General features: G+C 67.2%; 16 protein-coding genes. 10 read left to right on the forward strand and 6 right to left on the reverse strand.

The window, feature by feature from the left end:
- The first annotated feature begins 7 nt into the window (after nucleotides 1–7).
- Nucleotides 8–640, forward strand: a complete 633-nt coding sequence (locus tag IEX50_RS03875; RefSeq protein WP_157175568.1) for a phytanoyl-CoA dioxygenase family protein — start codon at nucleotides 8–10, stop codon at nucleotides 638–640.
- Nucleotides 641–701: 61 nt separating this feature from the next.
- Here the strand turns inward: IEX50_RS03875 and IEX50_RS03880 are convergent, their stop codons facing one another.
- From IEX50_RS03880 to carA, 5 genes are all read right to left on the reverse strand, one after another.
- Nucleotides 702–1325, reverse strand: a complete 624-nt coding sequence (locus IEX50_RS03880) for a rhomboid family intramembrane serine protease (protein WP_157175567.1) — start codon at nucleotides 1323–1325, stop codon at nucleotides 702–704.
- A 31-nt stretch (nucleotides 1326–1356) separates the two neighbouring features.
- The gene (gene greA / locus IEX50_RS03885) at nucleotides 1357–1833 is read right to left on the reverse strand and encodes a transcription elongation factor GreA (protein ID WP_157175566.1); all 477 of its coding nucleotides are present in this window, start codon (nucleotides 1831–1833) and stop codon (nucleotides 1357–1359) included.
- Between the two features lie 80 nt (nucleotides 1834–1913).
- On the reverse strand, nucleotides 1914–5261 hold the full coding sequence (gene carB / locus IEX50_RS03890; RefSeq protein WP_157175565.1) for a carbamoyl-phosphate synthase large subunit: 3348 nt from the start codon (nucleotides 5259–5261) through the stop codon (nucleotides 1914–1916).
- Between the two features lie 3 nt (nucleotides 5262–5264).
- Nucleotides 5265–5612, reverse strand: coding sequence for a ribonuclease E inhibitor RraB (locus tag IEX50_RS03895; RefSeq protein ID WP_157175564.1), 348 nt, complete (start codon nucleotides 5610–5612; stop codon nucleotides 5265–5267).
- Between the two features lie 27 nt (nucleotides 5613–5639).
- Nucleotides 5640–6809: a glutamine-hydrolyzing carbamoyl-phosphate synthase small subunit gene (gene carA / locus IEX50_RS03900; protein ID WP_157175563.1), complete on the reverse strand. Its 1170-nt coding sequence runs from the start codon at nucleotides 6807–6809 to the stop codon at nucleotides 5640–5642.
- A 134-nt stretch (nucleotides 6810–6943) separates the two neighbouring features.
- On the opposite strand from carA, the gene IEX50_RS03905 reads away from it, so the two are divergent.
- From IEX50_RS03905 to IEX50_RS03940, 8 genes are all read left to right on the forward strand, one after another.
- On the forward strand, nucleotides 6944–7399 hold the full coding sequence (locus IEX50_RS03905) for a GatB/YqeY domain-containing protein (protein WP_157175562.1): 456 nt from the start codon (nucleotides 6944–6946) through the stop codon (nucleotides 7397–7399).
- A gap of 13 nt (nucleotides 7400–7412) precedes the next feature.
- Nucleotides 7413–9284 (forward strand): DNA primase, encoded by a 1872-nt coding sequence (gene dnaG / locus IEX50_RS03910; protein ID WP_157175561.1) that lies wholly within the window; start codon nucleotides 7413–7415, stop codon nucleotides 9282–9284.
- 18 nt (nucleotides 9285–9302) lie between these two features.
- Nucleotides 9303–11321 (forward strand): RNA polymerase sigma factor RpoD, encoded by a 2019-nt coding sequence (rpoD, locus tag IEX50_RS03915; RefSeq protein WP_157175560.1) that lies wholly within the window; start codon nucleotides 9303–9305, stop codon nucleotides 11319–11321.
- 259 nt (nucleotides 11322–11580) lie between these two features.
- Entirely contained in the window at nucleotides 11581–12231 is a 651-nt protein-coding gene (locus IEX50_RS03920; protein ID WP_157175559.1) for a DUF6975 family protein, read from the forward strand.
- A gap of 69 nt (nucleotides 12232–12300) precedes the next feature.
- Entirely contained in the window at nucleotides 12301–13146 is an 846-nt protein-coding gene (locus tag IEX50_RS03925; protein WP_157175558.1) for an AAA family ATPase, read from the forward strand.
- Nucleotides 13143–13706 (forward strand): hypothetical protein, encoded by a 564-nt coding sequence (locus IEX50_RS03930; RefSeq protein WP_157175557.1) that lies wholly within the window; start codon nucleotides 13143–13145, stop codon nucleotides 13704–13706. Before IEX50_RS03925 ends, IEX50_RS03930 begins: the two co-directional genes overlap by 4 nt.
- A 10-nt stretch (nucleotides 13707–13716) precedes the next feature.
- A complete protein-coding gene (locus tag IEX50_RS03935) occupies nucleotides 13717–14895 on the forward strand; it encodes a vWA domain-containing protein (protein ID WP_157175556.1) in 1179 nt (392 codons plus the stop codon).
- Between the two features lie 52 nt (nucleotides 14896–14947).
- On the forward strand, nucleotides 14948–16027 hold the full coding sequence (locus IEX50_RS03940) for an acyltransferase family protein (protein WP_157175555.1): 1080 nt from the start codon (nucleotides 14948–14950) through the stop codon (nucleotides 16025–16027).
- Here the strand turns inward: IEX50_RS03940 and IEX50_RS03945 are convergent.
- Nucleotides 15960–17069 carry an anhydro-N-acetylmuramic acid kinase gene (locus IEX50_RS03945; protein WP_157175877.1) on the reverse strand — a complete coding sequence of 370 codons (1110 nt, stop codon included), beginning with the start codon at nucleotides 17067–17069 and terminating at the stop codon, nucleotides 15960–15962. The two genes, IEX50_RS03940 and IEX50_RS03945, sit on opposite strands and share 68 nt — an antisense overlap.
- Before the next feature lie 33 nt (nucleotides 17070–17102).
- On the opposite strand from IEX50_RS03945, the gene tyrS reads away from it, so the two are divergent.
- Nucleotides 17103–18308: a tyrosine--tRNA ligase gene (gene tyrS, locus IEX50_RS03950; protein ID WP_157175554.1), complete on the forward strand. Its 1206-nt coding sequence runs from the start codon at nucleotides 17103–17105 to the stop codon at nucleotides 18306–18308.
- The last annotated feature ends 97 nt before the right edge of the window (nucleotides 18309–18405 follow it).

Genomic DNA, 18405 nt, shown 5'->3' on the forward strand with positions numbered 1-18405 from the left:
GTCGCTCATGCCCGAGCTGAGCGACCTTGAACTCGAACGGGACGGCGCGGCACTCCATCGCAGCGTCGTCCGCGACCTCGTTCCGCACATGCTTGCGGAACTGCCCGAGCTACCAACCGGCAGCGCCGGCATCCGCATCGCCGGACGCCCAGCGTTCGCCACCATGCTTGCCGCGTCCGGCCCGATCGGTCGGATCGCTGCGACAGCGATCGCCCCCTCCTGCCGCCCCGTCCGCGCCATCCTGTTCGACAAGTCGGCGGACACGAACTGGGCCGTCGGGTGGCACCAGGACCGGACGATCGTCGTAGCGGCCCGCCATGACGTTCCCGCCTTCGGGCCGTGGACGATCAAGCAGGGCCTCCAGCATGTCGCCCCCCCCTTCGCCTATCTCGCCGCCACGGTCACGCTGCGCGTTCACCTCGACGACTTCCCGCCAGACAACGCACCCCTCCGCATCGCTCGCGGAACGCACCGTTTGGGCCTGATCCCGGAGCATGCGATCGCTGACGTCGTCCGCAGTCACCTCCACCATGACTGCACAGCGCAGGCGGGCGACATCTGGATCTACGCGACGCCGATCCTCCACGCGTCCGATCGCGCGATAAAGGTCGCCCGCCGACGGATTCTGCAGGTCGACTAAAGTGCGGCGCATCTCCCCGCCCCGCTCGAATGGCGCGGCATCGACTGACGTCGGTCGGGCGTCAGGCCTTGCGCCAGTGCAGTCGCAACAACGGCTTCGCGAGCAGCAGGCCGAGCAGAAACCCGCCGACATGCGCGGCCGCGGCGATCTGGTTCCCGTCGACGGTCGCGAGGCCGACGAGCAGCTGCAACCCGATCCACGCGGCGGCCAGCCACAGGATCTGCAACGCAGCCCCCAGCCGTCCCTCGCGGAAGCGCCCGCGCCGCTCGCCGTAAAGCAGCGCATAGGCCGCAAACAACGCGGACACCGCTCCGCTCGCCCCGATCATCGGCGCCATGCCGGACGGATCGACGGCATATTGCGCAGCCGCCGCCGCATAGGCGCCGCCGACGTACAAAATCGCCACGCCGATCCAACCAATCGACGGCTCGACATAGCGGCCGCAGAAACCCAGCATCAGCATGTTGAAGGCGAGATGGACGATCCCGCCGTGGATCAACGTCGCGGTCAGTGGCGTCAGCCACACCGGAACGGCACCTGCAAGAGCCAACCCGCCGACCCGCGCAGGAATAAATCCCCCACTGATCGGCACGATGTCCCGCCAAGGCCCCAGCGACCCGATCGCCCACGCGACACAGGTCGCGGCGACCAGGACGGTGGTAGCGCGTGCTGGCGGCAAACGCATGCCGATCAGCCGATGTGAACGAGGATGGAGATCAGATGAACTCGATCTTCGACACGACATAGTACCGGTCGCCGGACGGCACGGTGACCTCGATCTCGTCATCGATCGTCCGACCGATCAGCGCACGCCCCAGCGGCGAATTGTACGAGATGCGCCCGAGCTTGGCATCCGCCTCGGTCTGGCCGACAAGCTGGTACGTCACCGGCTTTTCGTCTTCGTCGATCAGGTGAACGGTCGCACCGAACACCACCTTGTCGCCCGAGAGCGTTTTCGGGTCGATCACCTGCGCGCGGGACAGCTTGTCCTCGATGTCGCCGATCATCGCTTCGATCTGGCCCTGCCGCTCCTTTGCGGCATGATATTCCGCGTTTTCGGACAGGTCGCCGTGCGCACGCGCTTCCTCGATCGAATCGATCACGCCCGGCCGTTCGGCTTTCAGAAGCGCGAGCTGGTCGCTGAGCATCTTCTGCCCTTCCGCCAGCATCGGCATCTTGTCGACGGTCGCCATGAACCAAACCCTTTCGTACCATCGTCTAACCGGCGCCGTCCCGCGTGGACGACGCCCTCACCTGTCCGCGTTGGGGGTGATCAGACGTTCAGTCCCGGATAATATGCCTGCAACGGCCGCACTTCAAGGTTGCGGTCGCGCAACGCGGCGATCGCCCGCACCGTGGCGACGCTCGCCGCCGCGGTCGTGAAGTACGGAACACGGTGCTTCAACGCCGCCCGCCGGATCGACGCGCTATCCTGCAACGACTGCCAACCCTCAGTGGTGTTGAACACCAGCGCGATGCCGCCGTCGATGATCCGGTCGACGATGTGCGGCCGGCCCTGCGCCACCTTGTTCACGACCTCCACCGGCACGTCGTGCGCCTTCAGATACGCCGCGGTGCCGTCGGTCGCCACGAGCCGGAAACCGAGCGAAACCAGGTCGCGCGCCGCATCCAGCACGACCGGTTTGTCGCCTTCCTTGACCGATACGAACACCGTACCGGTCAGCGGCAGGACGACGCCCGCCCCCAGCTGCGCCTTGGCGAAGGCAGTCGGGAAATCGCGATCGATTCCCATGACTTCGCCGGTGCTCTTCATCTCCGGTGACAGGACTGGATCGACGCCGGGGAAGCGGTTGAAGGGGAACACCGCCTCCTTCACCGCGACATGCGCGATGCGCCGGTCGATCGGCTGCAGGTCGGCCAGCATCTCGCCCGCCATCACCCGCGCCGCGATCTTGGCGACCGGCACGCCGATCGCCTTGGCGACGAACGGCACCGTCCGGCTGGCGCGCGGATTGACCTCGATCAGATAGACCGCACCGTCCTTGACCGCGAACTGGATGTTCATCAGCCCGCGGACCTTCAGCGCGTGGGCCAGCACGACCGTCTGCCGCTCGATCTCCGCGATCGTCTCGTCGGACAGGCTGTAGGGAGGCAACGAACAGGCGCTGTCGCCCGAATGGACGCCCGCCTCCTCGATATGCTGCATCACGCCGGCGACCACCACGTCGGTCCCGTCGCACAGCGCGTCGACGTCGACCTCGATCGCATCGCGCAGATACTGATCGATCAGCACCGGGGACTCGCCCGACACCTGCACCGCGGTCGCGATATAGGTCTCCAGCTGCGCCGGCCCGTCGACGATCTCCATCGCGCGCCCGCCAAGCACATAGCTCGGCCGCATCAGCACGGGATAGCCGATCCGCTCGGCCACCGCGATCGCCTCTTCCAGGCTGCGTGCGATACCGTTCGCCGGCTGCAACAGCTTGAGCGAAGAGATCAGGTCGGCGAACCGCTCGCGATCCTCGGCCAGGTCGATCGCATCCGGGCTGGTCCCCAGGATCGGGATCCCCGCCGCGGCAAGCTCGGCCGCCAGCTTCAGCGGCGTCTGCCCGCCGAACTGCACGATCACGCCCACCAGCGTCCCGTTCGACTGCTCGACGTGCAGGATCTCCAGCACGTCCTCCGCGGTCAGCGGCTCGAAATACAACCGATCGGATGTGTCGTAATCTGTCGACACCGTCTCCGGGTTGCAGTTGATCATGATCGTCTCGTACCCGGCACCGCCCTGCGCCTCGGACCCGAGCGCAAAGCAGGCGTGGCAGCAGCAGTAATCGAACTCGATCCCCTGCCCGATCCGGTTCGGCCCGCCGCCCAGGATGACGATCTTGCGCTTGTCGGACGGCTGCGCCTCGTTCTCCGCCTCGCCGAACGTCGGCGCTTCGTAGGTCGAGTACATGTACGGCGTCTTGGCCTCGAACTCGGCCGCGCAGGTGTCGATCCGCTTGAACACCGGCCGCACGCCCAGTTTGTGACGCAGCGTGCGCACCTCCTGCTCGGTCACGCCGCCGGTCATTGCCTTCATCACGTCGTGGATCAGCCCCGACCCGCGCGCCTGCGCCCGGTCCATGCCGCGCAGGTTGGCGGACTGCAGCGCCAGGAATGCCAGCCGCTTGTCGGAGAAGCCCATCGCCTTCAGCCGGCGCATGCCCGCCGCGTCGTTGGGCAACCCATCACGCGAAACCTGTTCCTCGGCGCGGATGATCGCCGCCATCTGCTCCATGAACCACGGGTCGTAGCGCGCGATGCGGCACACATCGTCGACCGTGAACCCCTCGCGCATCGCCTGCGCCGCGACCAGCAGCCGGTCCGGCGTGGGCCGCGACAAGGCCGCCTCGATCACGTCGCGCCGTGCACCGCGGAGATGCTCGACGAAGTTCAGACCGGACAGCCCGGTCTCGAGACCCCGCAGCGCCTTCTGCAGGCTCTCCTGAAAATTGCGCCCGATCGCCATGACTTCGCCGACGCTCTTCATCGCTGTCGACAACAGATCGTCCGCGCCCTTGAACTTCTCGAACGCGAAACGAGGGATCTTGGTCACGACATAATCGATCGTCGGCTCGAACGCCGCGGGCGTGGCACCGGTGATGTCGTTGTCGATCTCGTCGAGCGTGTAGCCGACCGCCAGCTTGGCCGCGACCTTGGCGATCGGGAAGCCCGTCGCCTTCGACGCCAGCGCGGACGACCGCGACACGCGCGGGTTCATCTCGATCACCACCAGCCGACCCGACTTCGGATCGACTGCGAACTGGACGTTGGAACCCCCTGTTTCGACACCGATTTCCCGCAGGACCGCGATCGATGCATTGCGCATGATCTGGTATTCCTTGTCGGTCAGCGTCAGCGCCGGAGCGACCGTAATCGAGTCCCCCGTATGGACTCCCATCGGGTCCAGATTCTCGATCGAACAGATGATGATGCAGTTGTCGTTCCGATCGCGGACGACCTCCATCTCATATTCCTTCCACCCGAGCACCGACTCCTCGATCAGCACTTCTGTGGTCGGCGAGGCATCGAGCCCGCCGGTCACGATCGCGATGAACTCCTCGCGATTGTAGGCGATGCCGCCGCCCGTGCCGCCCATCGTGAAGGAAGGCCGGATGATCGCCGGCAACCCGACCGTGTCGATCAGCGCCAGCGCCTCGTCGACCGTATGGGCCACGTCAGACCGCGGGCTTTCCAGCCCAATCTTGTCCATCGCCTGCCGGAATTTCAGCCGGTCCTCGGCCTTGTCGATCGCCTCGGCATCCGCGCCGATCATGACGCAGCCATATTTCGCCAGCGTCCCGTCGCGGTCCAGCGCCAGCGCGGTGTTGAGCGCGGTCTGCCCGCCCATCGTCGGCAGGACGGCGTCTGGCCGCTCCTTTTCGATGATCTTGGCGACGATCTCGGGCGTGATCGGCTCGACATAGGTCGCGTCCGCCATGTCCGGATCGGTCATGATCGTGGCGGGGTTGGAGTTCACCAGGATGATCCGGTAACCCTCCTCTTTCAATGCCTTGACCGCCTGAGTTCCGGAATAGTCGAACTCGCACGCCTGCCCGATCACGATCGGCCCCGCGCCGATGATCAGGATGCTCGATATGTCGGTGCGCTTCGGCATGGCTCAGTGATCCGTCCCGGCTTCCAGATGGCAGCCCCAGCCATCGTAGGTGACGCCGTATTTCTCGGCGATTTGGAGCATCCCGGCGGTCAGCGCGTGGATCAGCTCGCGGGTGATCGCCTGCTCGCGCACGACCTCCAGCACATGCTCGCCGTCGTCGCCCTCATACACCTCGTCCGCGTCCCAGCCCTGCGCCTCGAGCGCATCGGCCAGCGCCTCCAGCTTCTCCGGATCGCCGACGAAGCCGACGTCCACGTCGCGCGGGATCTCGTGCCGGTCGCCGTCGCCCGCCAGATGCTCCAGCAGCGTATCGTCTTCGGCGAAATGCTCGGCCAGTTGTTCGTCGGTCATCGTCTTTTCTCCAGTCGGAGGAATGGCTTAGGCAGCAGACTTCAGCTGCGCCACGAACTGTTCGAACAGGTAATGGCTGTCCTGCGGGCCGGGGCTCGCCTCCGGGTGATACTGCACCGAGAAGGCCGGCTTGTCGGTCAGCCGAAGCCCCGCGAGCGACCCGTCGAACAGCGACACATGCGTCGCCTCCGCATTGGCGGGCAGCGAGTTCGCATCGACCGCGAACCCGTGGTTCATGCTGGTGATCTCGACCTTGCCGTCCGACGTGCGCTTGACCGGGTGGTTCGCGCCGCGATGCCCCTGATGCATCTTCGACGTCGTGGCGCCTACCGCCAGCCCGAGCAGCTGATGCCCCAGGCAGATCCCGAAGATCGGCTTGCCCACCGCCAGCAGTTCCTGGATCACCGGCACCGCATAGATGCCGGTCGCCGCCGGATCGCCCGGCCCGTTCGACAGGAACACCCCGTCCGGACGATGCGCCATGACCTCGTCATAGGTCGCGGTCGCCGGCACCACCGTCACGCGCGCGCCGGCGGCGACCAGATTGCGCAAGATGTTGCGCTTCAGCCCGTAATCGATCGCCACGACATGCGGCCCGTCCGGGTTCGCCGCGTGCGTCGCGTAGCCCTGACCCAGCGTCCACAGCCCGTCGTCCCAGCGATAGCTCTGCGTCGACGACACGTCGCGCGCCAGGTCCATCCCCTCCAGCCCCGGCCAGGCTTGCGCCTGCGCACGGAGCGCGTCGAGGTCGAACACGCCGTCGGCGGCATGCGCGATTACCGCATTGGGCGCGCCGTGGATGCGGATCGCGCGGGTCAGCGCGCGCGTGTCGATCCCCGACAAGCCGATCCGCCCCTGCCCGCGCAGCCAGGCGTCGAACCGCTGGGTGCTGCGGAAATTGCTCGGGTCGGTCACGTCCTCGCGCACGATGCAGCCGAGCGCGTGCGGGTTGATCGCTTCGACATCCTCCATGTTCGCACCGACATTGCCGATGTGCGGAAAAGTGAACGTCACGATCTGCCCGGCATAGGACGGGTCGGTCATCACCTCCTGATATCCGGTGATGGCGGTGTTGAAGCATACTTCGCCCACGGCAGCGCCCTCGGCGCCGAAGCCGCGGCCCCAGATGGTCTTGCCATCGGCAAGAACGAGCACGCCGGTCGCGCCATCGGGGCGCGCAGGATCGGTCTCGGCCACAGGCGGGCTCCTTTGTTGATGTCGGCGGGTAAGGCGGCGTCGCACTACGGACAGCAAGCCGGGGGGTCAATGTCTATCAAATTTAGCGGCTTTGCGCTAACCCGTCCGCTTTCCCGGACAAACGCCGAGGCTCCATGATTCGAGACGATATCGCAGCGGCGCAGATTGCCGCGATGAAGGCCCGTGACAAGGGCACGGTGGACGCCACGCGCCTGATCCAGGCCGCGATCAAGAACCGCGACATCGAACTACGCACTGCCACGACCATGCCCGACGACAACCTGATGGTCACCGAAGTGCTCGGCAAGATGATCAAGCAGCGCCGCGAATCGATCGACATGTTCGAGAAGGGCGGCCGCCCGGAACTCGCCGCCAACGAAGCGGCCGAGGTCGCCGTCATCGAACGCTTCCTGCCGACGCAAATGACCGAGGAAGAGGCCACCGCCGCGATCGACGCGGTCGCGACCGAACTCGGCGCAACGTCGGTCAAGGACATGGGCCGCGTCATGGCTGCGGTGAAAGCCGCGCACGCCGGCAAGATGGACATGGCGCGGGCGAGCGCTCTGGTGAAGGCGCGGCTGGCGGGGTGAGGGGCGTGCGGGCATGAGTCTCACCCCGCAATGGCTGGACGAACTGCGCGCCCGCACCACGCTCAGCACGCTGATCGGCCGCACGGTCAAGCTGCAGAAGGCAGGCCGCGAATATCGCGCCTGCTGCCCCTTCCATCAGGAAAAGTCGCCCAGCTTCTACGTCAATGACGAGAAGGGCTTCTACCACTGCTTCGGCTGCTCCGCACACGGCGACGCGATCAAGTTCCTGACCGAGGCGCAGGGCCTGCCGTTCATGGACGCGGTCAAGGAACTGGCCGCCACCGCTGGCATGGAGGTGCCCGCCAACGACCCGCGCAGCGCGGAGCGCCAGGCGCGCGCGATGGGCCTGCACGATGCGGTCGCCGCCGCCGCCACCTGGTTCACCGCACAGCTCGCCACGCCCGAGGCCGCGCACGCCCGCGCCTACATGGCCAAGCGTGGCGTCACGCCGGCCCAGGCGCAGGCCTTCGGCTTCGGCTACGCGCCCGACGCGCGCAACCGGCTCAAGACCGCGCTCGCCGAATATGGCGTGCCGATGCTGGTCGAGGCCGGGCTCCTGATCCAGGTCGAGGACAAGGATCCCTATGACCGGTTCCGCGGTCGGCTGATCATCCCGATCCGCGACCAGCGCGGCCGGCCGATCGCGTTCGGCGGCCGTATCCTGGGCGACGGCGAGCCTAAATATCTCAACTCCCCCGAAACCCCGCTGTTCGACAAGGGCCGCACGCTCTTCAACATCGACCGGGCGGGCGCCGCCGCGCGCAAGGCGGACCGCGTCGTGGTGGTGGAGGGCTATATGGACGTCGTGGCGCTCGACCGCGCCGGCATGGGCGAGGCGGTCGCCCCGCTCGGCACCGCGCTCACCGAAAGCCAGCTCGAACGGCTCTGGAAGATGGCCGACACGCCGATCCTCTGCTTCGACGGCGACAGCGCGGGACAGAAGGCGGCCGCACGCGCCGCGGTCCGCGCGCTCCCATTGGTCCAGCCCGGCCGCACGCTCCGCTTCGCCACGCTCCCCGCCGGCCAGGATCCGGACGACCTCCTCGCCAACGGCGGCCGCGCCGCGCTCAATGCCGTGCTGGACAAAGCCGAGTCGCTGGCCGCCCGGCTCTGGTCGCTTGAGGAAAAGGCGGCCCCCCTCGACACGCCCGAGGCCCGCGCGGGCCTGCGCCGTCGTCTGGCCGATCACGCCGCCACGATCGCCGACCGCGACGTCCGCGAACAATATCAGGCCGACTTCCGCGAACGGTTCGATGCGCTGTTCCAGCGATCGTCCGGTCAGTTCAACCAGCGGAACGGTGCCCCCTCCGCCCGCGGCACATGGAAGCCCGGCCGCGGCTTCATCGCCCCGCCCCGCCCCGTGACGGACCGCGCCCGCGCGATCGGCAACGACGGCGTGACGCAGATGGTCGTCGCCGCGATCCTGTCCGGCGTCCTGCGCCATCCCGCCGTACTCCACGCGCATGCCGAGGCGCTCGCCGCCCTCCCGATCCACGATCGGCGGCTCGGCGCGATCCGCGATGCGATGCTGGAAGCCGCGTTCGATTCGCGGGCGCTTGAAAGCGGCGGGCTTGCCCTCATATTGATGAAAGGTGGCCATGAGGCCGTATCGGGAGAGCTGATCCGGACGAACGGTCTTGCCTTTTCCTTCCTCCGCGGCAATGCCGACCCGGACCGCGCGGTGCGCGATCTGGGGGCAGTCATAGAAGCGGTGGTGGAACGCGCCGAACTGGAAGCCGCGCTCGACCGGGCAACCGATCGATTCAAGGCGAACCCGGACGACGAGGCAGCGTTTGCCGAACAGTTGCGATTGGGCGCGGCACGCAATGCCGCCGCCGAAGCGCTGGCTACACTGGTGGCGGACCAGGACGGCCTCGGTAATTGAGATAGGGTATCGGACGGCATGGCGAAAACGAACACGGCGGACACGCAGGACAAACCGGATGCCGGTGATGCGCCGCTGATCGACCTGAACGATGCGACGCTGAAGAAGCTGATCGCGCGGGCCAAGAAGCGTGGCTACATCACCTACGACCAGCTGAATGCCGCCCTGCCGCAGGACCAGATGTCCTCCGAGCAGATCGAGGACGTGATGTCCGCCCTGAACGAGATGGGCGTCAACGTCGTCGAGAACGAGGAAGGCGGCGAGGAGGAGCAGGCCCAGGAGGACGCGCAGGACGACGCCGAGGAGACTCAGGACGACGGCCCCGCGCAGGTTCTGCAGGCGACCGCCAAGAAGGAAACCGTCGATCGCACCGACGATCCGGTCCGGATGTACCTGCGCGAGATGGGCGCCGTCGAACTGCTCAGCCGCGAGGGCGAGATCGCCATCGCCAAGCGGATCGAGGCCGGCCGCGACACGATGATTCTGGGTCTCTGCGAAAGCCCGATCACGTTCAACGCGATCATCGACTGGTCGACCGCGCTCAACGAAGGCACGATCCAGCTCCGCGAAATCCTCGACCTCGACGCCATGCTGTCCAAGGGGCCAACGCCGGAGCAGGTCGAGCAGGCCGAAGAAGGCGACGAGATTTCCGAGAAGACCGCCGGCCCGTCGTTCAAGGACGAGCCCGAGCCCGAAGAGGCCGCAGTCGACGAGGAAGAGGGCAGCGAAGGCCGCCCCGCGCGCGCGTCCGACGACGAGGAGGAGGACAACACCCTCAGCCTTGCCCAGATGGAAGAGACGCTGAAGCCGCTCGCTCTCGAAAAGTTCGCGACGATCACTGCGCTCTACAAGAAGTTCGGCAAGATCCAGCAGGCCCGTCTTGTCGCGTTCAGCGTCGGCGATGACTTCCCGGCCTCGCAGGAGCGCTCCTACCAGCGGCTCCGCGAGGAGCTGACCGAGCAGGTCGAAAGCGTCCAGTTCCACGGCGCGAAGATCGAATATCTCGTCGATCAGCTCTACAGCTTCAACCGACGCCTCACCGCGCTCGGCGGCCAGATGCTGCGTCTGGCCGAGCGCCACAAGGTGCCGCGCAAGGCGTTCCTCGACGCCTATGTCGATCACGAGCTCGAGGACGGCTGGCTCGAAAAGCACAGCAAGACCGACAAGAAGTGGGCGGCGTTCGCGGCGGCCGAGGGCGACGCGGTCGAGCGCGTGCGTGCCGAGATCGGCGAGATCAGCCAGGCGACCGGCATGGCGCTCACCGAGTTCCGCCGCATCGTCAACATGGTCCAGAAGGCGGAGCGCGAGGCGCGCATCGCCAAGAAGGAGATGGTCGAGGCGAACCTCCGCCTCGTGATCTCGATCGCCAAGAAGTACACCAACCGCGGGCTGCAGTTCCTGGATCTGATCCAGGAGGGCAATATCGGCCTGATGAAGGCCGTCGATAAGTTCGAATATCGCCGCGGCTACAAGTTCAGCACCTATGCCACGTGGTGGATTCGTCAGGCGATCACCCGCTCGATCGCGGATCAGGCGCGGACAATCCGCATCCCGGTCCACATGATCGAGACGATCAATAAGCTGGTCCGCACCAGCCGTCAGATCCTGCACGAAATCGGCCGCGAGCCGACGCCGGAGGAACTGGCCGAGCGGCTGTCTATGCCGCTCGACAAGGTCCGCAAGGTGATGAAGATCGCCAAGGAGCCGATCAGCCTCGAAACGCCGATCGGCGACGAGGAGGACAGCCATCTCGGCGACTTCATCGAGGACAAGAACGCGGTCATTCCGGTGGATGCGGCGATCCAAGCGAACCTCAAGGAAACGGTCACCCGCGTCCTCGCCTCGCTTACCCCGCGCGAGGAACGCGTGCTGCGCATGCGCTTCGGCATCGGTATGAACACCGATCACACGCTCGAGGAAGTCGGCCAGCAGTTCAGCGTGACCCGCGAACGCATCCGCCAGATCGAGGCGAAGGCGCTCCGCAAGCTGAAGCACCCCAGCCGCAGCCGCAAGATGCGCAGCTTCCTCGACCAGTAGGTCGCAGTGAAAATATGAAACTAGACGGGCCGCCCACGCAAATGGGTGGCCCGTTTCGTATCGGCTAACAGAAAGCACCTCTCCTTCAGGGGAGGGGTTGGGGTGGGGGCAACACCACCATAAGCGCCACAGCTGCGCGAACCCTGCACCACGGAAAGTCAGCCAAGACACTTAACCCGCCCTTCACCGTCTCTTTACGCCCTCCGATGTACACATTCCTTCACGCCCCACGGCGGCACGACGGACGGAGCGTACATCGATGGCCTCACAGCCCACCAACCAGGCCAATGCCAGCAAGCTCGCCACAGACCTCGTCACGCTCGTCCTTCAGGACGGCAGCGCATCGCATGGCTGGCGCGAAACACTCCTCACCGGCTCCGCCCGCGACCTGTCCGACGCCGCGCACCAGTTCGCCGCACTTCACGCCCGCCACCCCGGCGTCATCGACCTCGCCGGCAACGTCGCGCTCCTCGCCCCCCTCGCCGACCGCATCACCACCGCCTTCGCCGCCGAACGTGCCTACCTGGCCGCTTTGGTCGTTGCAGTCGGCCCCGTCCCCGGCACCCCAGGCCAAGCGCAGAGCGAAGCGGCACTCGTGGCCCAGCGCCACGCGCTCGAAACGCTCGCCCAGTCCGACCGTACCGGCTGCGCTTGCGGCACCGTCACCGCGCTCCTGCTCGACTGGACGGCAATCCGCCCCGTCCTCGACGCCGCCGCCCGCCACTTCGGCCTGACACCCCCGCCCAGCGACCTGCCCGACCCCACGACCATGACCACTACGATCGACGCGGTCGACGTCCCCCCGCTCGCCGGCCGCGCGATCCAGTTCGGCGCGCGCCAGCTGTTGTTCCAGCATCGCGGCCTGTGGGACCTGCTCGAAGTGCGCGCCCACGCCCGCGGCCCCGCCTGACCGCTTGCGACGCACGCCAGCTACGCCTATCGCACCCGCATTGACGTTTGCGGAAAGGACCGGCGACCGATGCGCTTCGAAGGCACAGCCGACTATGTCGCCACCGACGACCTGAAGGTCGCGGTCAACGCCGCCGTCACGCTCCGCCGCCCGCTGCTCGTCAAGGGCGAGCCTGGCACCGGCAAGACCGTCCTCGCCCACGAGATCGCCCGCGCCGCGAACGCCCCGCTGATCCAGTGGCACGTCAAGTCCACCACCAAGGCGCAGCAGGGCCTGTACGAGTATGACGCCGTCGCCCGCCTGCGCGACGGCCAGCTTGGCGACGCGCGCGTCCACGACATCGCCAACTATATCCGCCGCGGCAAGCTGTGGGATGCGTTCGAAAGCCCCGTCCTGCCGGTCCTGCTGATCGACGAGATCGACAAGGCCGACATCGAATTCCCCAACGACCTGTTGCAGGAACTCGATCGCATGGCGTTCGACGTCTACGAAACCGGCCAGACCGTGACGGCGCGCGAACGGCCGATCGTCGTCATCACGTCGAACAACGAAAAGGAACTGCCCGACGCGTTCCTGCGCCGCTGCTTCTTCCACTATATCAAATTCCCCGATCGCGGCACGATGCAGTCAATCATCGACGTCCACTTCCCCGGCATCCAGACGATGCTCGTCACCCGCGCGATGGACATCTTCTACGAGATCCGCGACGTCCCCGGCCTCAAGAAGAAGCCCTCGACCAGCGAACTGCTCGACTGGCTGAAGCTGCTGCTGGCCGAGGACATGCCGCTCGAGGTGCTGCAATCGCGCGATACGCGCAGCGCCATCCCGCCGCTCCATGGCGCGCTGCTCAAGAACGAACAGGACGTGATGCTGTTCGAACGGCTCGCTTTCCTCGCACGGAGACAGGGCGCATGATCACCGCCCTCCCCGCACTCGATGCCGCCCGCGACGCGGCCCGGTCCGAAGTCCACAAGCGCGCGCTGAAGGCGGGGGCGAAGGCCGCCGAACCGCTCGGCCTCGCCACCTCGATCTGGGGCGAGACGGTCACCGACCTGATCACCGACATCCAGGACATCTTTCAGCTCACCCCCGAACAGCGCACCGCGATCGAGCCGCAGCTGCTCCACGGCCTGGGCGAACTGATCACCCATTACGCGCCCGCCACGGTCAAGGCCGGCACGCTGGCCACCGTCATGGCGACGCTCCGCGGCTCGTCGCTGGCCCGCAAGGCCGCGAACGGCGTCGCCGCACGCGCCGCCACGCGTATCGGTGGCCGCGTCGCGCGCCACGCCGGTGCCGGCGGCATGGCGGCCCGCGCCGTCCTGCGCCGCGCCTGGGTCGTCCCGCTCGCGCTCGGCGGCGGCACCGGCGCGCTGTACGAGGTGCTCGGCCGGCGCTGCATCAACGCCTGCTACGATCATCTCCATGCCGCGATCGCGAGCCCCGCACCCGCCACCATCAACGCGCCGGCCTGATCCCCGGCCCATGTTCCTGAACTTCCTGGATGCGCTGCGCAGCGCCGGCATCCCGGTCGGCATGAAGGAGCATCTCGTTCTGCTCGAGGCGCTCGACGCCGACGTCATCGCGCACCGGCCGGAGGAGTTCTACTATCTGTCACGCGCGATCTACGTAAAGGACGAGAGCCTGTTCGACCGGTTCGACCAGGTGTTCGCCAAGATCTTCCGCGGCGTCTCGTCCGGCCCGGAGACGGACGCGCAGGCGATCCCCGAGGATTGGCTGCGGCAGGTCGCCGAACGCTATCTCTCGCCCGAGGAGATGGCCAAGATCAACGCGCTCGGCGACTGGGATACGCTGATGCAGACGCTGCGCGACCGGCTGGCGGAGCAGCAGGAGCGCCACGAGGGCGGATCGAAATGGATCGGCACCGGCGGCACCTCCCCCTTCGGTCATGGCGGCTACAATCCGGAAGGCGTCCGGATCGGCGGCGAGGGGCGCCACGGCCGCGCGGTGAAGGTCTGGGACCGCCGCGAATTCCGCAACCTGGACGACAGCCGTGAACTCGGTACCCGCAACATCAAGGTCGCACTCCGCCGCCTGCGCCGCTTCGCGCGGACGGGGGCCGCGGACGAACTCGACATGGACGCGACGATCGACGGCACCGCGCGCCAGGGCTGGCTCGACGTCCGGATGCGCCCCGAACGCCGCAATGCCATCAAGCTACTGCTGTTCCTCGACATCGGCGGCTCGATGGACGGCCATGTGAAGCTCTGCGAGGAGCTGTTCTCCGCCGCCACCGCGGAGTTCAAGCATCTCGAATTCTTCTACTTCCACAACTGCATCTACGAAGGGGTGTGGAAAGACAACAGCCGCCGCTTCACCGAACGCACGCCGACCTGGGACATCCTCCACCGCTTCGGCCACGACTATAAGCTCGTGATCGTCGGCGACGCGGCGATGAGCCCCTACGAGATCCAGGTGCCCGGCGGCTCCGTCGAGCACATGAACGAGGAGGCCGGCGCGACCTGGATCGAGCGGCTGACCCGCGTCTACCCCAGCGCCGCCTGGCTCAACCCCGCCCCGCGCCAGCACTGGGACTATTCGCAGTCCACCGCGATCCTGCGCAACCTGATGGGCGACCGCATGTACCCGCTGACGCTCGCCGGCCTCGACGACGCGATGCGCGCGCTGACCCGCAAGTCCTGACCATCTTCCTTGCGCAACCGCTTCCTAACGGTTCGCGACTAGGACAGTGGTCATGACCGCCCCGCCCCCGCCCGCCCGCCGTCTCGTCGAACTCGACGCCCTGCGCGGGCTGGCGGCGCTGGCCGTCATGCTGTTCCACTACACCACGCGCTACATCGAGATGTACCCCGCCGCCCCACAGACAGGCTGGGCGGTCCCGTGGGGGCATCACGGCGTCGAACTCTTCTTCGCAATCAGCGGCTTCGTGATCTTCGTGACGCTTGACCGCAGTCGCACGCTGGCCGACTTCGCGGTCTCGCGCGTATCGCGGCTGTTCCCCGCCTACTGGACCGCGATCCTGCTGACCTCGCTCGTCATGCTGCTCGCCGGCCGATACGACCTGCTCCGTACCCCGACCGAGATCGCGGTCAACCTGACGATGCTTCAAGGCTTCCTCCGCGTCGCCCCGGTCGATGCCGCCTACTGGACGCTGTCGATCGAACTGGCATTCTACGCCGTCATGGCCCTGATCTGGCGGCTTGGCCTGTTCCGCCACATCGGCGCGGTGCTGGTCGGCTGGCTGCTGCTCCCCTGGATCTGGACCTACGTGCCCGCGCTGACCGGCCACACCCCGTCCTGGCTGCTAGGACTCCTGCTGATCCAGGCGCAGATCCCCTGGTTCGCAATCGGCATCGCCGCCTACCGGCTGCGTTCGCGGTCCAATGGCGGGGGCGGTTGGGCCCCTGTCGTGATCGCCTTCGCACTGGTGACGATCGCCGCCTGCCAGGGCCTCTCCGCCCTCTGGGTTGCCGTGCCGGTCACGCTCGTCATAGTCACCGTCGCAATGCGCGGCCTCAGTGCGCTACGCTGGCCCCCGCTCGTCTGGCTCGGCACCATCTCCTACAGCCTGTACCTGCTCCATCAGAATATCGGCCACGTCCTGATCGCCGCACTCGAACAACGTGGCGCGGCTCCCTCGCTGGCGATCGCAATCACCATCGTCGTCGCCGTCGCACTCGCCGCTGCGGTGAGCTACGCAATAGAACGCCCCGCGCTGCAGGCCGTCCGCCGCCTCTGGTCGCGGGTCAGCCGACGCGGTGGATCACTCCCCCCGCCATCGGCGACGGCGCCCCGGTTGTCCCCGGAAAGCTGATCGGCAGCCCCGCAAGCGTCCGCACCGCCATATAGGCAAAACCCTCCGCCTCGGTCGCGTCGCCGTCCCACCCCATCGCCTCGATCGGTTCCGCCGCGATCCCCGCCCGCTCGCCGATCATCCGCATCAGCGTGGCATTGTGCCGCCCACCCCCCGCCACGAACAGCCGCAACGGCCGCGACGGCACCTGACGCAGCGCAAGCGCCACCGTCTCCGCCGTAAACGCGGTCAACGTCGCCGCCCCGTCCGCCGGCGACAGCCCCCGCGCCGGCTGCATCGAAAAGTCCGCACGGTCGAGGGACTTCGGCGCCGGCAGGTCGAACCACGGCGTATCGAGCATCCCGCCGAGCACGCTCTCGTCCACCCGCCCCGACCCGGCCAGCATCCCGCCGGCGTCATGGCTCAAGCCCGCCTCCGCCAGCATCCAGTCGTCGATCAGCGCGTTCGCCGGCCCGGTATCGAACGCGATCAGACCACCATGGTCGCCAACGTCCTGGCCGATCCACGTCAAATTACCAACACCGCCCAGGTTCAGCACCGCCACCGGCCGCGGCAAATGCGCGCACAGTGCGGCATGGTAGACCGGGATCAACGGCGCCCCCTGCCCGCCCGCCGCGACGTCCGCCGCGCGGAAATCGGACACCACCGTGATCCCGACCATCTCCGCCAGCGCCGCTCCGTCGCCAATCTGCCAGGTCCAGCCACGGTCTGGCCGGTGCGCCACCGTCTGCCCATGGAATCCCACCACCGCCACATCCGCCGCCGCCACGCCCGCCTCGGCCAGCAACTGCCGCACCGCCAGCGCATGGCGGTTCGTCACCATCTCGGCCGCCGCCATCACCGGCGGGCTGGCGCGCGGCCGCTCGAACTGCAACGCCAGCGCGGAGGCCTCGCGCAATTGATCGCGCATCTGTTCGGAATAGGGGTCGCTGCGGAACGCGATCGGCCGGACATGGCCCTCGCCGTCCGTCTCGACCAGCGCCGCGTCGATCCCGTCGAGCGACGTCCCCGACATCAATCCGATCGCCAGCACGCTACCCATCGCCCCGTCCCCCGTGCTAGACGCCCGCGCGCCATGACCGCTCATAAATCCGAACTCCTGCGCCTACTCGATAGCCGCGGCTACATCCACCAGACGACGGACGCGACCGCGCTCGATGCGCTCGCCTGCACCGGCGTCGTGCCCGGCTATATCGGGTTCGATCCGACCGCGCCCTCGCTCCACGTCGGCAGCCTGGTCCAGATCATGCTCCTCCGACGCCTGCAACAGGCGGGGCACAAGCCGATCGTGCTGATGGGCGGCGGTACTGGCAAGATCGGCGACCCGAGCTTCAAGGACGAGGCACGCAAGCTGCTGACCGGCGACACGCTCGATCACAACGTCGCGTCGATCCGCCGCATCTTCGAAAGGTTCCTGACGTTCGGCGACGGCCCGACCGACGCGGTCATGCTCGACAATGCCGAATGGCTCGACGCGCTCCAGTACATCCCGTTCCTGCGCGACATCGGCCAGCATTTCTCGATCAACCGGATGCTCAGCTTCGATTCGGTCAAGCTCCGGCTCGACCGCGAACAGTCGCTCAGCTTCCTCGAATTCAACTACATGATCCTGCAGGCCTACGACTTCCTCGAACTGTCGCGCCGCGCCGGCTGCCGGTTGCAGATGGGCGGGTCGGACCAGTGGGGCAACATCGTCAACGGCATCGAACTGGCGCGCCGCGTCGACGGGACGGAGGTGTTCGGCATCACCACCCCGCTCCTCACCACCGCCGACGGCGGCAAGATGGGCAAGACCGTCTCCGGCGCCGTCTGGCTGCACGAAGACCAGCTGCCGCACTACGACTACTGGCAATTCTGGCGCAACACCGACGACCGCGACGTCGGCCGCTTCCTCCGCCTGTTCACGGACCTGCCGCTCGACGAGATCGCTAGGCTGGAGGCACTGGAAGGCGCGGAGATCAATGCGGCGAAGAAGGTGCTGGCCGACGCGGCAACGACGCTCTGTCGGGGGGCCGACGCCGCCGTCGAAGCAGCCGAAACGGCACGACGGACCTTCGAGGAAGGCAGCGCCGGCGCGTCCCTCCCCACGATCGCCGGCCCGATCAGCGTGGTCGAAGCGCTGGTTGCCGTGGGTTTCGCCACGTCCAACGGCGAAGCCCGCCGCAAGATCGGCGAAGGCGCGGTCAAGTTCGACGGCACTGCGGTCACCGAACCAAGCCAGACCCTCAACGCCGGCCGCCTATCGCTAGGAAAGAAAAAACACGCCCTCATCACCGTCTGACAGTTCCCCGGCGAAGGCCGGGGCCTAGGTGAAACGGTGGCGTCTAGGCCCCGGCCTTCGCCGGGGAACGCACCCGCGTCACGCTTCAAACCATCCC

Source organism: Sphingomonas prati (genome assembly GCF_014643515.1).
GTDB lineage: Bacteria > Pseudomonadota > Alphaproteobacteria > Sphingomonadales > Sphingomonadaceae > Sphingomonas_R > Sphingomonas_R prati.

Excerpts from the sequence above, each read along its gene's own strand:
- IEX50_RS03935 (WP_157175556.1), top strand. The coding sequence starts at position 13,717 with ATGTTCCTGAACTTCCTGGATGCGCTGCGCAGCGCCGGCATCCCGGTC.
- greA (WP_157175566.1), bottom strand. The coding sequence starts at position 1,833 with ATGGCGACCGTCGACAAGATGCCGATGCTGGCGGAAGGGCAGAAGATG.
- IEX50_RS03940 (WP_157175555.1), top strand. The coding sequence starts at position 14,948 with ATGACCGCCCCGCCCCCGCCCGCCCGCCGTCTCGTCGAACTCGACGCC.
- IEX50_RS03945 (WP_157175877.1), bottom strand. The coding sequence starts at position 17,069 with ATGGGTAGCGTGCTGGCGATCGGATTGATGTCGGGGACGTCGCTCGAC.
- IEX50_RS03920 (WP_157175559.1), top strand. The coding sequence starts at position 11,581 with ATGGCCTCACAGCCCACCAACCAGGCCAATGCCAGCAAGCTCGCCACA.
- IEX50_RS03895 (WP_157175564.1), bottom strand. The coding sequence starts at position 5,612 with ATGACCGACGAACAACTGGCCGAGCATTTCGCCGAAGACGATACGCTG.
- rpoD (WP_157175560.1), top strand. The coding sequence starts at position 9,303 with ATGGCGAAAACGAACACGGCGGACACGCAGGACAAACCGGATGCCGGT.
- IEX50_RS03930 (WP_157175557.1), top strand. The coding sequence starts at position 13,143 with ATGATCACCGCCCTCCCCGCACTCGATGCCGCCCGCGACGCGGCCCGG.
- IEX50_RS03905 (WP_157175562.1), top strand. The coding sequence starts at position 6,944 with ATGATTCGAGACGATATCGCAGCGGCGCAGATTGCCGCGATGAAGGCC.
- carB (WP_157175565.1), bottom strand. The coding sequence starts at position 5,261 with ATGCCGAAGCGCACCGACATATCGAGCATCCTGATCATCGGCGCGGGG.
- IEX50_RS03880 (WP_157175567.1), bottom strand. The coding sequence starts at position 1,325 with ATGCGTTTGCCGCCAGCACGCGCTACCACCGTCCTGGTCGCCGCGACC.
- IEX50_RS03875 (WP_157175568.1), top strand. The coding sequence starts at position 8 with ATGCCCGAGCTGAGCGACCTTGAACTCGAACGGGACGGCGCGGCACTC.
- IEX50_RS03925 (WP_157175558.1), top strand. The coding sequence starts at position 12,301 with ATGCGCTTCGAAGGCACAGCCGACTATGTCGCCACCGACGACCTGAAG.
- tyrS (WP_157175554.1), top strand. The coding sequence starts at position 17,103 with ATGACCGCTCATAAATCCGAACTCCTGCGCCTACTCGATAGCCGCGGC.
- dnaG (WP_157175561.1), top strand. The coding sequence starts at position 7,413 with ATGAGTCTCACCCCGCAATGGCTGGACGAACTGCGCGCCCGCACCACG.